This window comes from Bacillus cereus group sp. MYBKT111-2 (assembly GCF_051915205.1).
GTDB lineage: Bacteria > Bacillota > Bacilli > Bacillales > Bacillaceae_G > Bacillus_A > Bacillus_A paranthracis.
Map to the genome: position 1 here is coordinate 365,541 of NZ_JBQAEG010000001.1, position 13,574 is coordinate 379,114.

Here is a 13,574-nt window from a genome sequence, read left to right on the forward strand (position 1 = left end):
CCTTAATTGCATAGAGCGTTACTATTTGATAAGTATTTTGTCAAATGGATTGTTGTCCCGAAAGATTCGTTTGAAATAACTTCTACTTCATCCATAAAATTTTCCATGATAGTAAATCCCATTCCGGAACGCTCTAATTCAGGTTTAGTTGTAAAAAGGGGTTGTCTCGCTTCATCTAAATTAAAGATGCCAATCCCTTCATCTCGAATCGTGAGTTTCACCATTGCTTCTTCCAAAATTACAGAAATATAAACAACACCTTCTGCATTTCCTTCGTACCCATGAATAATTGCATTTGTGACTGCTTCTGACACAACTGTTTTAATCTCCGTAAGTTCTTCCATCGTTGGATCTAGTTGTGCAATGAAAGCAGCTACTGTAACGCGAGCAAACGATTCATTTTGACTTAATGCCGAAAATTGAAGGTTCATTTCATTTCTCATTTATGCCACCCCCAACGTCGCGAGCGCATGCGCTTCACTTTCTTCTAGACGAACAATTTTAAATAAGCCCGACATTTCAAATAAACGTTTAACAGGAGGTGAAATTGCACAAACAACCATTTCTCCACCTAATCCCTTTACATGCTTATATCGGCCTAATATAACACCTAAACCAGAACTATCCATAAACGATAAGTTCTCTAGGCTCAAAACAATATGATGAACACCATGTGTCTCAATCATATCTGTTACTTTCGTTCGCAACTCTTCAGCAGTATGATGATCTAATTCACCCGCTAGTCTCACACATAGGACGTCACGTTTTACTTCTAATTGCATGGAAAGACTCACACGATTTCCTCCTTATGCTCAAACTTTACTCATTTACATACATAAAGATTTTCGTGATACAACATAAGAATCCTTCCTACTGACAAAAGAAGAACTATTTCGCCATAAAGTGAAACCATTCAGCAATTATTTACTTACATACGAATAGAAAAGCGGCAAAATATTTGCCGCTATTTTGATGTTGAAAACATCCCAAAACTTCTTTTAAATAACTCCCACCAGCTCGCTGCAGCAACATCTTCTTTTGCTACAATTGTTTGTTTTAATAAAACATCTTGATCTTTTTTAATAACAAGTGTACCAAGTGCATCGCCCTTTTTAATCGGCGCTTTCACTTTCTTTTCAGCAATTACCTCTTGCTTTACCTTGTCCATATTTTCGCCCTTCTTCATAAGAAGAGATACATTGTCTGACGCAACTAAATCTACTTTTTCTTTTTTCCCTTTTCCTACTTGGACAGTCTTAATTTTTTCGCCTCGTGTATACAATTTCTTTGTCATATATTGACCAAATGCGTAGTCAAGAAGCTTCGTTACTTGATTGTTCCGTTCTTTCGATGTAGGTGCTCCCATAACAACTGAAATAACACGCATCCCATTCTTTTCAGCCGATGCTGTTAAACAATATTTTGCTTCTGTCGTAAAGCCCGTTTTTACACCATCTACTCCAGGATAAAAACGTACTAACTTATTCGTATTAACGAGCCAAAACTTCTTATCCGTATCTTCACGTAAATAGTCTTCATATTTTCCTGTGTATTTGCGAATAAGTGGGTACTTCATCAACTCTTTCGCCATGATAGCCATATCATTTGCTGTAGAATAATGGTCTTTAGCCGGAAGACCTGTCGGATTTTGAAAATGAGTATTTTTCAGTCCTAAATCTTTCGCTTTTTTGTTCATCATATTTACAAAACCTTCTTCTGAACCAGCGATATGCTCCGCTACTGCAACAGACGCATCATTTCCAGATGCAATTGCAATACCCTTTAGCATTTCATTTACAGTCATCTCTTCTCCAGGCTCTAAAAAGATTTGTGATCCACCCATTGAAGCTGCATGCTCACTCGCTCTAACTTTATCGGTCAGTTTTAATTTTCCTTTTTCAACTTGTTCCATAATTAATAGCATTGTCATAATCTTCGTCATACTAGCAGGCGGTAATTTCTCATTTGGATTTTTATCAAACAAAACTTTACCTGTATCTTGTTCAATTACAATTGCTGACGACGCTTGTTCTGCTAACTTCGGCGTTGTTTCTTCTGTTTTATCCTGCTTCGTCTTCTCAGATTGTGCGAAACTAACTGAAGTACCAGAAAGCAATAACATGAAACAAACAAGTATTCCAAAAACTCGCTTCATGACTAACCCTCCATTCTATATCAAACCTATTTTTTCCAATTCACTGTTTTTTAATACCATATTTTTCTAACATTTTCAGTTGACAAACAAATTCATCACCTTTATTGTATTAAGTGTATTACTCGCAATAGTACACTTAATACAAGTTAGAAAGGAGACATTGCTCTTGCATATTCAACTTGATCCAAGAAGCAACACTCCGATATGGGAACAAATTGTTCAAAATATAAAAGAACTCGTATTAAAGAACATGTTAGCTCCAAGTGACAAACTACCTTCTGTACGAGAACTCGCTTCTTTACTCGTTATAAATCCAAATACAGTGAGTAAAGCGTATCAAGAGTTAGAGCGACAAGGGATTATTGAAACATTACGAGGAAAAGGAACATTTGTATCCCAATCGATTACCCCAACATTAGACGAAAGGAAAATCGCTATGGTTGAAAAGCAATTTCATCAATTACTATTAGAAGCCTCTTATCTTGGTGTTACGAAAGATAAAATTCATGATTGGATAGATTCATACTATAAAGAGATTGGAGGAAATGCGGATGCTGAAAGTGACAAGCTTGAAGAAAACAATTGATAATCAAACGATTTTAGATGATGTTTCTTTCACATTGCAAAGAGGGAGTATCATCGGATTACTCGGAAGAAACGGTGCGGGGAAAACAACTTTATTACGAACGATGGTCGGCATTTTAGACCCTGATGAAGGGACTGTTACATATGAAGATACAAACGTTCATCAGTGTCCTGAAATAAAGCAAAAAATCGTATATGTTCCGGATTCTACTAACATATTGAACGGATATACGGTAAAAGAAATTGTAAAGTTTTACAAAGAGGTTTATACCGCATTTGATGAAGCATATTTCTATGAACTGTTAGAACGTTTTAACTTACCAAACAAAAGAATTCGTAGTTACTCAAAAGGAATGAAAGCACTGCTCGCCATCATTTTAGCTGTTTCTACAAAAGCAGAATATATCATTTTAGATGAACCGACAAATGGACTTGATCCTATCGTGAAAAGGCAGATTTTACAGTTTCTCGTTGGAGAAGTTGCAGAAAAAGAAATTACCATTTTCATCTCCACTCACCATTTAGATGAAGTGGAACAAATTGCAGATACAATCATTATATTAAAAGGCCATACTATTTCGTCTATTACATCACTAGACGATGCCAAATCACGATTTGCTAAAATCCAAGTAGCTTATGAACGTTCACTACCTCAAAAACTAGAAAACTTAAGCAATATTAAAATATTAAATCAAACAGGAAAAGTATATACAATCTTAATTGAAGGAAATGTGGCTACAACACTGGAAAAGTTTTATAAAGAACAACCACTGCTCATTGAAGAATTAACAATGTCGCTTGAAGATGTCTTCGTTACGACACTGGAGGAGGATGGGTATGTTTCATAAAGCGTTATGGATGTGGAATTGGAAGCGCGGAAAATATGCTGTGTTACTATTCTTCTTTAGTTCGTTTTACTTGTTACCTTTTGGCTACTATAGAAGTGCTCAGCAACAACTTGATGCGTATTATGAATTACAAGAAGAGGGGAAACAGTATTATTATTTTTATATTTTTTCTTCAGGAGAAAGTAATAGTTTTTGGTTAACTATTCTTATTATCGCTTTAGCCTGCTTATTGATAGGATGGGAACGCAGCTACCAATCTAATACACTACTTATGACATTGCCATTTAAAAGAAAAGATGTTTTCTTATCAAAATGGGCTTTCGGTTCATTTTGTATTGTGGGCTCATTACTTATCAATTGGGTTCTTATGTATGTTATTTATAGAACAACGATTCATTTTGATTATCAATCTTTTAGTCCGTTTCATCGATACTTTCTTTATGCGATAGTTTCTTATGTTGCAGTCTATACAGCTTCCTTATGTATCGGTACTTTTACTGGAAGCATCGTTTCGCAGATTATTTTTTGTGTTCCATGGTTACTAGCAGGGGTTACATTTATTACATTACTATACACTTTTACAACTAACCATTTATACGCTGCAAATATTAAAAATGAAAACTTATATCGACAACTTTATGAAATCAATCAAAAAACAAATACAGCTGCACCAATTAGTCATTTTTCTATCAATTATTACTATGATCCGGAATCCCGTAAGATCGAGAACAATCCAACTGCTTTAAGAGATCCAGCATCTCATATATATTATTCAGCAAAATCAATGTTAGTTCCGATTTTTTATACATTAGTTTACTTACTACTTGGAACATATTTATATACAAGATCACCAAATGAAAACACTCAGAAGATATTTATGTTCCAAAAGAGTTTACCGATATGGATATGGGGCTCAACCATTTACTTTGCATTACTAGGCGGCTATAAAATAAACCATTTTAATTTCCTACCTAGTTACTATATCGGTTTGTTTCTAACCGGAATCATTACTTATGTTATATTATCACGCCTAACAAATTATAAAGTTTTTTAAAGGAGAGATCCTATGTTTCAAAAAGCACTGTGGCTAAGAACGTATCAACAAAGTAAATATGTTGTATGGTTATTTTGGCTCGTCAGCTTCTATACTTTGTCATATCAATACTATATGACTTCTATTCAAGAGCAACAATTTCTAAATGACAATAAAAAGTGGAACTATGTATATCATTACCATTTTGATTTAACACTTCTAGATTCTGTTCTGCTGTTAGGTAGTGTACTTATCGTTCTAGCTTGTACGTTAATTGGATGGGAAAGACAAAATAACGCTAGCGACTTGTTATGGTCTATGCCCTTTAAACGTTCGCACCTTTATATAACAAAGTGGTTGTTTGGAATCTGTAATATCGCCGCTGTTGTCGTTCTAAACTGGGGACTATTTGCTATTATGAAAAAGTTGACTTTTCATAATAAATATCAAGTATTCTCCCCCTTTCATCGTTACTTTATATACATGTTAATTGTATTAATTGCTATTTATACACTTGCCTTATGTATAGGAACAATCGCTGGAAATGTGATATCGCAAGGATTTCTTACTGCAGCTATATTAATCTTCCCAGCGTTACTTCCATCTCTAATATCAGGAGTCATTGCTGTTCACTCGAGTGCCGACTTTCATGAGAACAATGGTATTATACATAATGTTATGGAAAACATACGTATTTCTAGTCCAGCAGAAGATTTTAATATTTACTTTAATTATGATCCACAAAGCGCTTATACTGATCAAAATGGAGTACGTCATAACGAACCAAACTTTACAAAAATCCCCCCGGCAAAAACATTGCTTGGCCCTATCGTACATACCATTATTTTATTACCACTCGGTATATATTTATATGCCCGTTCAATCAATGAGCGAAATGGTAACTACTTATTATATCCAAAACTACAAAAAGTAGTTTTGGCTTGTGCGATTTTCTTTGGGGGGATCGTTGGAGGTTTAATACTAAGTCGAGCGCAGTCATTGTCCAGCTTTTACATCGGATTTTTAGTAACTAGTTTCATTACGTATTTCCTCCTACCTAAAATATTAAAATGGAAAGTCTCTTGGAATTTTAAATAAAATAACCTCCTCTCGATGAGGAGGTTATTTTACATTCTCTCTTCTTTTCCCATACTCTTTTTCTTGGTTCATTCCAAACCCGTCACCATTTGCCACGATTTGATCTGTTGGAGCAACTATACTTTCAGCAATTCTCCATTCTCCCCCTTGTTGAATAAACACTTGCATAAAATAATTCATGCCATTTAGTTGGTATGGGTTCTCTTTTTTCACTTCATAGCGAGCTGCAACATAATACACTTGCACATTCTCAGCCTCAAACTTAGAAATATATTGTGATAATCTCGGGATGTACTGTGATGCTTTCTGAAGTGGAAGTTGTTTTACTTTTACAAGAGAAGACTTCTTTACATTGCTTATCGTATCTTCATGCCGAATGTTATCACTGTGATGAAATAAAATAGCATTCTGCATAGAGCGAATCCATAGTTTTGAATATAAAACAGGTTGCTTATTTGAAATATGTTGTAATTCTTTTTGAACGACTTGAAGAGGCGTTGCGGCATCCGCGAATTGATGAAAGCAGAAAAAACTTCCAATCATAATGAAAAGCGTACAAATACGTTTCATTATTTTTCACTCCGATTCTTTTTAATTAAAGTATTGGAGTTTCAAAATGTTTTTATTCAAAAGAAAAAGGATAGGAAAGCTGTCGCTCCCTATCCTCATTTATTATAATACGCGGCCAAATAGCTCTAACACCATTTCTATTTCTTGATCGCTCCAACCTTTAAATCTCTCTTTATAATATTCTTTTCGTACAGCTTCTAGTTTTTCAGTTACTTCTCTTCCGTGCTCTGTAATTTCTAAGTACACGATACGACGGTCTGAATTAGAACGTTTTCTTTCTACTAATCCTTTTCGTACAAGACGATCTGTAACAGCTGTAATATGACTGGAGGTTACGTTTACTTCACTCGCAATTTGCGAAGCCATCTGTGGACTGTTTAAAAATAACGCGCGTAATACAGAAAATTCATTATATGGCATATGTTCTGCAAAACGTGTATTAATATCATTTTGTAATAAACGTATCATCTTTCGAAATGATCCGGATAACTCTAAAATCAGTGTTTCTCTTTTTTCGTTCACTAGCCTCGTCCCTTTTTTATCATATTTACACATATTATAATCTATAAATACCCTCGTTGTATATGCTTTCTTTCTTTAACATTCCCATTTATGTAACTTTTTCATACAAATTTCTTTTTTGTTCACACATATACATATAAAAAGGATGGTGATGGAATATGCAAGGTGGAATGAATCCTTATTTACACAATGTACGCACAGCTAATACTGGTAAAGAAGCGACTATTACTGTACAAGGTGAGGGTATTGTCAAAGCGAAACCAAATGTCGTTATACTAACACTTGGCATTCGAACTGATAGTAAAAATGTGAAACAAGCGCAAGAAGAAAATGCAGTACAATCAAAACAATTGCTGGATGCACTTAAACAGCTTGGTATCGCTGATAAAGATATAGAAACGATTTCTTATACGATCACTCCTCAATACGAGTATGTAAATGATAAAGCATTACTACAAGGATATCGGGTGGAACATTTGTATGAAATTACCGTTTTAAATGTACAAAAAGCAGGGGAAGTATATGATATAGCCGTTTCAAATGGAGCAAACGTAGCAAAAGGTTTACGGTTTCGAATATCTCACCCAAATAAATATTATGAGCAAGCTCTCATTCAAGCCCTGCAACAAGCTGTAGAAAAAGCTCGCGCTATTGCGAGTACATACAATTTAAACATTAATCCCGTTCCACTCTCATTCGTTGAAGAATCTGCTCAATTACCAAGGGAAGTCGCGTCCTATGCTACTTTACATGCACAAGCAGCTCCTCCCATTCAATCGGGAGAATTAGAGATCATTTCTACAATACGGGCGATTTTTACGTATTTATAAATAATTCTATTTATAAGTAAACGTTATCATTTTCCTTGTTGTAAAAACATGATGTTCTGATATAATAAAGGACGGTGAGCTCTTACGAAAGAGATATCACGGGTGGGAGAGGGATATGAAAAAGAAGGTTTAACATGAAAGGAATACTTGAAAGAACATTTAAATTAGGTTTACACGAAACATCACCAAAACAAGAAGTTTTAGCTGGAGTTACGTCATTTTTTACGATCGTATATATTATGATTGTAAATGCATCCATTTTATCCGATGCTGGCATTCCTCTTGAAGCTGGAATTTTAGCAACTGTTTTCAGTTCATTTGTCGGATGTCTGCTCATGGCATTTTGGGCAAATGCACCTGCTATTCTTGTCCCTGGTATGGGTGTAAATGCATTCTTCACGTACACTGCTGTCCATACGCTCGGATTAACTTGGCAGGAAGCATTAGCAGCTGTCTTCATCTCTGGTATTATTTTTGCAATTGCTGCGTTTACACCAATCGCTCGCGTGCTTTCCGTATCGATTCCAAAGTCATTAAAGGAAGCTATTACTGTCGGTATCGGATTGTTTTTAGCATTTATCGGATTACAAAAAGGTGGTTTAGTCGTTTCGAATCCAAATACTGCTGTTGCAATGGGTAAATTAAGTAGTCCTGTCGTTCTTGCGACCGTGCTTACTCTTATCGTTGCACTCGTATTATTTATTCGTAACGTACGTGGAAACTTTTTATGGACGATTGCAATAGGAACTGGTATTGCATGGCTGTTTGGCCTTGTTGATACAAGTCAAATCGGAAATAGTTCATTCTCATTCGCTAATTACGGCGATGTGTTTGGGGCTATGTCATTTGGCAAACTTTCTTCCTTACCATTTTGGATTGCAACATTCTCCTTAAGCATGGTGCTTATTTTTGAGAACATGGGACTTCTGCACGGTTTATTAGAAGATGACCGTAAATTCCCACGTGCTTACCAAGCCAATGCAATTTCAGCAATGACATGTGGTCTATTTGGCACAAGCCCTACCGTATCAACAGTAGAGAGTGCCGCAGGTATTACTGCAGGCGGAAAGACAGGTCTGACGTCTATCGTTACAGGGTTGTTATTCTTTGCATCACTGTTTGCACTTCCGTTTGTCAAACTAATTCCTGATAGTGCCATTGCACCAATCTTAATTATTATTGGCGGCCTGATGATTACAAGCATTCAACAAATTCCTCTGAACGATTTTTCAGAAGGATTTCCAGCGTTCTTAATTATCGTCATGATCCCGCTCACATATAGTATCGCTGATGGCATTGCGTTCGGATTTATTGCTTATCCTATCTTAAAAGTTGCTCTTGGAAAGCGTAAAGAAGTCGCACCGTCTATGTATATCATTACATGCTTATTCTTAGCCATGTTCGTATTACATGCTATTGGTTAAGTAAAAACACCGAGGAATTTTCCCTCGGTGTTTTTTACTTAAACCATCCTTTTTTATAAAACCAAGCCATCATGCCGCCACCAATTAGTGCCATAATAAGTAAACAAATAAAATAACTATATTGTCCACCGAGCTCTGGCATATGCGTAAAGTTCATTCCATATACTCCCGCAATAAATGTTAATGGCATGAAAATAGTCGAGAATACAGTTAATGTTTTCATAATGTTATTCATATGATGCGAGTTTAATGAAAAATAGCTATCTCGAATATCTGCTGTTAACTCCCGGCTTGCTTCAATCATTTCGGTCAATTTAAGCAAATGATCATGTATATCTTTAAAATAAATTTCATGATCACTTATACCGTAAAAACGAGTCGAATTTAAAATACGATACAATAAATCACGCATCGGAATAATTGTACGTCTTAACTTCGATAAATCTGCACGTATATCAAATACTTCTTCTAGTACACTTCCTGCCGTTTCACCCGTTAAATTATCATCAATTGCATTTAAATGATCCTCAATGTAATATACAGGCGCAAAATAGTCATCTACAATTTGATCGATAATTGTATGCGCTACGTGCAGGGGACTATTTTTAATACGCTTCTTTTCTCCAAGCGTTTTCCATACTCTTTCAATTGCATTGTTATGAGAAAAATGGAAAGAAACAATATAACGATCACTTATAAATAAATCAATCTCGTGCGGTTCTAATCCATCCTCACCAAATGCATGAAGAACTAAAAAGTTATATCCATCATAAAAATCAACTTTTGGCCTCTGTACATATTCTATACAGTCTTCAATTGCAAGGGGATGGAACTTAAAATGATCTTGCAAAATGTATGTATACTCTTCTTTCGTCGGCTTATATAAATCTAGCCAATACCATACAATATGGTCTTTCGTTGTTTCCTCTAGCGAAACATCATATAATACTTCATCTGTTTTTGTTATTGCACAAATTCTAATCATAATTTCACCCACTATTATTATAAACAAAAAATAGCAAAAAAAGCCAAGGAGAAATACTCCCTGGCCCTTCTTTATTATTCAGTAACGATGCCGTGCACTAATGTCGGTGCATCTACATGCTCTTTAGAGATCTTCATGTTCTCATAAATTTTTGCTTTTACATCTTCTACATTTTCACGGTTTGCGTAAATGGTAACAAGGGATTCACCTTTTTTCACGCTGTCCCCTACTTTTTTGCGAAGCATTAAGCCAACTGCTAAATCAATTTCAGATTCCTTCGTCGCACGTCCTGCTCCTAAAAGCATTGCTGCTGTTCCGATTTCATCTGCAACGATTTCTGATACATAACCGTCTTCCTTCGCTTCCACTTCAATTTTAAATTGTGCTTGTGGTAATTTAGAAGGATCATCAACAACAGATGCATCGCCGCCTTGCGCTGATAAGAACGTTTTAAATGATTCTAGCGCCTTACCGTTGTTCATTACTTCAATTAATTTCTCACGTGCATCTTCTAGAGATGAAGCTTGTCCAGCAAGGTATACCATTTGACTTCCAAGCGTTAAACATAACTCTTCTAAATCTTTCGGTCCTTTACCTTGTAATGTATCAATTGCTTCTTGTACTTCAAGTGCGTTACCAATAGCCTCACCAAGTGGTTGACTCATATCAGAAATAACAGCCATCGTATTACGACCAACGTTATTACCAATGCGCACCATTGCTTCTGCTAAACGTTTTGCATCTTCATCTGTTTTCATAAATGCACCTGCTCCAGTTTTTACATCAAGAACAATTGCATCTGCACCAGCAGCAATTTTTTTACTCATAATTGAGCTTGCAATAAGCGGAATTGAGTTTACTGTTGCCGTTACATCACGAAGTGCATACAATTTTTTATCCGCAGGTGTTAAGTTTCCACTTTGACCAATAACTGCGATTTTATTTTCATTTACAAGACGCATGAATTCATCATTTTCGATTTCAACATGGAATCCTGGAACTGCTTCTAATTTATCAATTGTACCACCAGTATGTCCTAGACCACGTCCAGACATTTTTGCAACCGGTACACCTAAAGCGGCTACTAATGGACCTAATACAAGTGTTGTTGTATCACCAACGCCACCTGTCGAGTGCTTATCTACTTTTACTCCTTCAATAGCTGATAAGTCGATTGTATCACCGCTATTTACCATTGCCATCGTTAAATCTGCACGTTCTTGATCGTTCATATCTTGGAAGAAAATTGCCATTGCAAGTGAACTTACTTGATAATCAGGAATATCACCATTTGTATATCCTTCAACAATAAAGTTAATTTCTTCTGTCGTTAATGCATGTCCGTCACGTTTTTTTGCAATTAGGTCCACCATTCTCATTGTGAGGTCACCCCTTCATTTGTTTTACGATTGCTTTTACTAATGCTAAGAAGTTAGCTTTAACACGTTCTGTCGTTTCGATTACTTCATCGTGGTGAAGTGGCTGATCTAAAATACCAGCTGCCATATTTGAAATACAAGAAATACCAAGTACTTTCATACCAGCGTGACGCGCTACAATTACTTCAGGTACTGTTGACATACCAACTGCATCTCCACCAAGTGTGCGAAGCATACGAATTTCAGCAGGTGTTTCATATACAGGACCTGTCATTCCAACGTATACACCTTCTTGTACTTTAATATTTAAGTCTGCTGCAACTTGTTTCGCCATTTCGCGAAGCTCTACTGTATATGATGTAGACATATCAGGGAAACGTACACCCATTTCAGAATCATTTGGTCCGATTAATGGATTTGTACCCATGAAGTTAATGTGATCTGAAATTAACATAAGATCGCCTGGTTCGAATGATGTATTTACACCACCAGCTGCATTTGTTACAACAACTGTTTCTACTCCTAGTTCTTTCATAACACGAACTGGGAATGTTACTTTTTGCATATCATATCCTTCATAGAAGTGGAAACGTCCTTGCATTGCTACTACTGTTACACCTTGAAGTGTACCGAATACTAGTTGACCTGCATGGCCTTCTACAGTGGAAACTGGGAATTCAGGGATTTCACTGTAAGGTACTGTTACTGCATTCTCGATTTCATCTGCTAATACACCTAGTCCAGATCCAAGGATTAGTCCTACTTGTGGTGTCTCTTGAAATTTCTCTTTTAAATATGAAGCTGATTTTGTAATAAGTTCACGATTCATTTGTTTATCCCCCTATTTCTTTAGCTCGTTTAAGAAGCTTGTTCCGTATTCTGGCATTTTCACACCGAAGTTTTCTGCTACAGTTGCACCAATATCAGCAAATGTTTGACGAAGTGGTAACTCTTTTCCGCCTTCTTTCATGCTTGGGCTATATGCTAATAACGGTACATATTCACGTGTATGATCAGTACCATGATGCACTGGGTCATTACCGTGGTCTGCTGTAATTAATAATAGATCATCTTCTTTTAGTTTTTCGAATACTTCTGGAAGACGTGCATCATATTCTTGCAGAGCTTCTCCGTATCCTTGTGGATCACGACGGTGACCGAATAATGCATCAAAGTCAACTAAGTTTAAGAAGCTAAGACCTGTAAAGTCCATATTTAATGTATCTACAAGCTTATCCATTCCATCCATGTTAGACTTCGTACGAAGTGATTCAGTTACCCCTTCACCATCATAGATGTCAGAGATTTTACCGATAGCAATCACATCATAATCACTATCTTTTAATTCATTCATTACTGTACGGCCGAATGGTTTTAATGCATAGTCATGACGGTTCGGTGTACGTGTAAAGTTTCCAGGCTCACCAACGAATGGACGAGCAATAACACGGCCTACCATGTACTTCTCATCTAACGTTAATTCACGTGCAATTTTACAAATTTTATATAACTCATCAAGCGGCACTACTTCTTCGTGTGCTGCGATTTGTAGTACGCTATCAGCAGAAGTGTAAACAATTAAAGAGCCTGTTTCCATTTGTTCTTGACCAAGTTCATCAAGAATTTCAGTTCCAGAAGCTGGTTTATTACCGATGATTTTACGGCCTGTTTTTTCTTCTAATTCATCAAGTAATTCTTTTGGGAATCCTTCTGGGAACACTTGGAATGGTGTATCAATGTAAAGACCCATGATTTCCCAGTGGCCTGTCATTGTATCTTTACCAGTAGATTTTTCTTGCATTTTTGTATAATATCCAAGTGGTTTTTCTACTTTAGAGATGCCTTTCATTTCACGAATGTTACCAAGACCTAATTTTACCATATTAGGCATTTGTAACCCATTCATATGTTCAGCAATGTGACCAATTGTGTCAGATCCTAAATCACCAAATTGTTCAGCATCTGGTGCTTCACCGATTCCAACAGAGTCCATTACGACTAGGAATATACGTTTATATTTATTCATAACTGCGACCTCCTATAAGTTCAGTTCTACTTCTTGTAGTATGTTCAAAACGCTATAAAGTGAAACTGTTCTCCATAAGAATTATCTTTCGTTCTCATTATCAAACAGTACTTCTTTAA

The 13,574-nt window shown here is 36.1% G+C and carries 15 protein-coding genes; 6 read left to right on the forward strand and 9 right to left on the reverse strand.

Features of this window, described 5'->3' with window-relative positions; translation table 11 throughout:
- Positions 1-2 precede the first annotated feature (2 nt).
- From spoIIAB to dacF, 3 genes are all read right to left on the reverse strand, one after another.
- Positions 3-443, reverse strand: coding sequence for an anti-sigma F factor (gene spoIIAB, locus ACTFNE_RS01865; protein ID WP_001243400.1), 441 nt, complete (start codon positions 441-443; stop codon positions 3-5).
- On the reverse strand, positions 444-794 hold the full coding sequence (gene spoIIAA / locus ACTFNE_RS01870) for an anti-sigma F factor antagonist (RefSeq protein ID WP_000059133.1): 351 nt from the start codon (positions 792-794) through the stop codon (positions 444-446).
- A gap of 170 nt (positions 795-964) precedes the next feature.
- On the reverse strand, positions 965-2,155 hold the full coding sequence (gene dacF / locus ACTFNE_RS01875; protein ID WP_000831986.1) for a serine-type D-Ala-D-Ala carboxypeptidase DacF: 1,191 nt from the start codon (positions 2,153-2,155) through the stop codon (positions 965-967).
- Between the two features lie 166 nt (positions 2,156-2,321).
- On the opposite strand from dacF, the gene ACTFNE_RS01880 reads away from it, so the two are divergent.
- The 4 genes from ACTFNE_RS01880 to ACTFNE_RS01895 are packed head-to-tail and all read left to right on the forward strand — an operon-like array spanning position 2,322 to position 5,719.
- Positions 2,322-2,741: a GntR family transcriptional regulator gene (locus ACTFNE_RS01880; protein WP_000548033.1), complete on the forward strand. Its 420-nt coding sequence runs from the start codon at positions 2,322-2,324 to the stop codon at positions 2,739-2,741.
- On the forward strand, positions 2,707-3,588 hold the full coding sequence (locus ACTFNE_RS01885) for an ABC transporter ATP-binding protein (protein WP_000922153.1): 882 nt from the start codon (positions 2,707-2,709) through the stop codon (positions 3,586-3,588). The genes ACTFNE_RS01880 and ACTFNE_RS01885 overlap by 35 nt, the downstream gene beginning before the upstream one ends.
- Complete coding sequence (locus ACTFNE_RS01890; protein WP_270705463.1) at positions 3,578-4,642, forward strand: ABC transporter permease subunit; 1,065 nt, start codon at positions 3,578-3,580, stop codon at positions 4,640-4,642. The genes ACTFNE_RS01885 and ACTFNE_RS01890 overlap by 11 nt, the downstream gene beginning before the upstream one ends.
- A 12-nt stretch (positions 4,643-4,654) precedes the next feature.
- On the forward strand, positions 4,655-5,719 hold the full coding sequence (locus ACTFNE_RS01895) for an ABC transporter permease subunit (protein ID WP_270705464.1): 1,065 nt from the start codon (positions 4,655-4,657) through the stop codon (positions 5,717-5,719).
- A 24-nt stretch (positions 5,720-5,743) separates the two neighbouring features.
- Here ACTFNE_RS01895 and ACTFNE_RS01900 read toward each other — a convergent pair whose 3' ends face one another.
- Together ACTFNE_RS01900 and ACTFNE_RS01905 are read right to left on the reverse strand one after the other, a co-directional pair.
- Positions 5,744-6,289, reverse strand: coding sequence for a hypothetical protein (locus tag ACTFNE_RS01900; RefSeq protein ID WP_270705465.1), 546 nt, complete (start codon positions 6,287-6,289; stop codon positions 5,744-5,746).
- 102 nt (positions 6,290-6,391) lie between these two features.
- A complete protein-coding gene (locus ACTFNE_RS01905) occupies positions 6,392-6,811 on the reverse strand; it encodes a MarR family winged helix-turn-helix transcriptional regulator (protein WP_001003315.1) in 420 nt (139 codons plus the stop codon).
- 158 nt (positions 6,812-6,969) lie between these two features.
- Here ACTFNE_RS01905 and ACTFNE_RS01910 point away from each other — a divergent pair, with 158 nt between their 5' ends.
- Together ACTFNE_RS01910 and ACTFNE_RS01915 are read left to right on the forward strand one after the other, a co-directional pair.
- Positions 6,970-7,641, forward strand: coding sequence for an SIMPL domain-containing protein (locus ACTFNE_RS01910; protein ID WP_001161441.1), 672 nt, complete (start codon positions 6,970-6,972; stop codon positions 7,639-7,641).
- Between the two features lie 134 nt (positions 7,642-7,775).
- Entirely contained in the window at positions 7,776-9,065 is a 1,290-nt protein-coding gene (locus ACTFNE_RS01915; RefSeq protein ID WP_000676253.1) for an NCS2 family permease, read from the forward strand.
- A 34-nt stretch (positions 9,066-9,099) separates the two neighbouring features.
- Here the strand turns inward: ACTFNE_RS01915 and corA are convergent, their stop codons facing one another.
- From corA to deoB, 4 genes are all read right to left on the reverse strand, one after another.
- Positions 9,100-10,062: a magnesium/cobalt transporter CorA gene (corA, locus tag ACTFNE_RS01920; RefSeq protein WP_175543864.1), complete on the reverse strand. Its 963-nt coding sequence runs from the start codon at positions 10,060-10,062 to the stop codon at positions 9,100-9,102.
- A 62-nt stretch (positions 10,063-10,124) separates the two neighbouring features.
- Positions 10,125-11,429 (reverse strand): pyrimidine-nucleoside phosphorylase, encoded by a 1,305-nt coding sequence (locus ACTFNE_RS01925; RefSeq protein WP_001243079.1) that lies wholly within the window; start codon positions 11,427-11,429, stop codon positions 10,125-10,127.
- A gap of 7 nt (positions 11,430-11,436) precedes the next feature.
- Positions 11,437-12,258, reverse strand: a complete 822-nt coding sequence (locus ACTFNE_RS01930) for a purine-nucleoside phosphorylase (protein ID WP_001078446.1) — start codon at positions 12,256-12,258, stop codon at positions 11,437-11,439.
- Between the two features lie 12 nt (positions 12,259-12,270).
- The gene (gene deoB / locus ACTFNE_RS01935; protein WP_001046082.1) at positions 12,271-13,455 is read right to left on the reverse strand and encodes a phosphopentomutase; all 1,185 of its coding nucleotides are present in this window, start codon (positions 13,453-13,455) and stop codon (positions 12,271-12,273) included.
- Between the last annotated feature and the right edge of the window lie 119 nt (positions 13,456-13,574).

Bases quoted from the DNA above. Each gene is read 5' to 3' on its own strand.
- ACTFNE_RS01915 (WP_000676253.1), top strand. From the start codon at position 7,776: ATGAAAGGAATACTTGAAAGAACATTTAAATTAGGTTTACACGAAACA.
- ACTFNE_RS01930 (WP_001078446.1), bottom strand. From the start codon at position 12,258: ATGAATCGTGAACTTATTACAAAATCAGCTTCATATTTAAAAGAGAAA.
- ACTFNE_RS01910 (WP_001161441.1), top strand. From the start codon at position 6,970: ATGCAAGGTGGAATGAATCCTTATTTACACAATGTACGCACAGCTAAT.
- ACTFNE_RS01885 (WP_000922153.1), top strand. From the start codon at position 2,707: ATGCTGAAAGTGACAAGCTTGAAGAAAACAATTGATAATCAAACGATT.
- ACTFNE_RS01925 (WP_001243079.1), bottom strand. From the start codon at position 11,429: ATGAGAATGGTGGACCTAATTGCAAAAAAACGTGACGGACATGCATTA.
- ACTFNE_RS01900 (WP_270705465.1), bottom strand. From the start codon at position 6,289: ATGAAACGTATTTGTACGCTTTTCATTATGATTGGAAGTTTTTTCTGC.
- spoIIAB (WP_001243400.1), bottom strand. From the start codon at position 443: ATGAGAAATGAAATGAACCTTCAATTTTCGGCATTAAGTCAAAATGAA.
- deoB (WP_001046082.1), bottom strand. From the start codon at position 13,455: ATGAATAAATATAAACGTATATTCCTAGTCGTAATGGACTCTGTTGGA.
- dacF (WP_000831986.1), bottom strand. From the start codon at position 2,155: ATGAAGCGAGTTTTTGGAATACTTGTTTGTTTCATGTTATTGCTTTCT.
- ACTFNE_RS01890 (WP_270705463.1), top strand. From the start codon at position 3,578: ATGTTTCATAAAGCGTTATGGATGTGGAATTGGAAGCGCGGAAAATAT.
- ACTFNE_RS01895 (WP_270705464.1), top strand. From the start codon at position 4,655: ATGTTTCAAAAAGCACTGTGGCTAAGAACGTATCAACAAAGTAAATAT.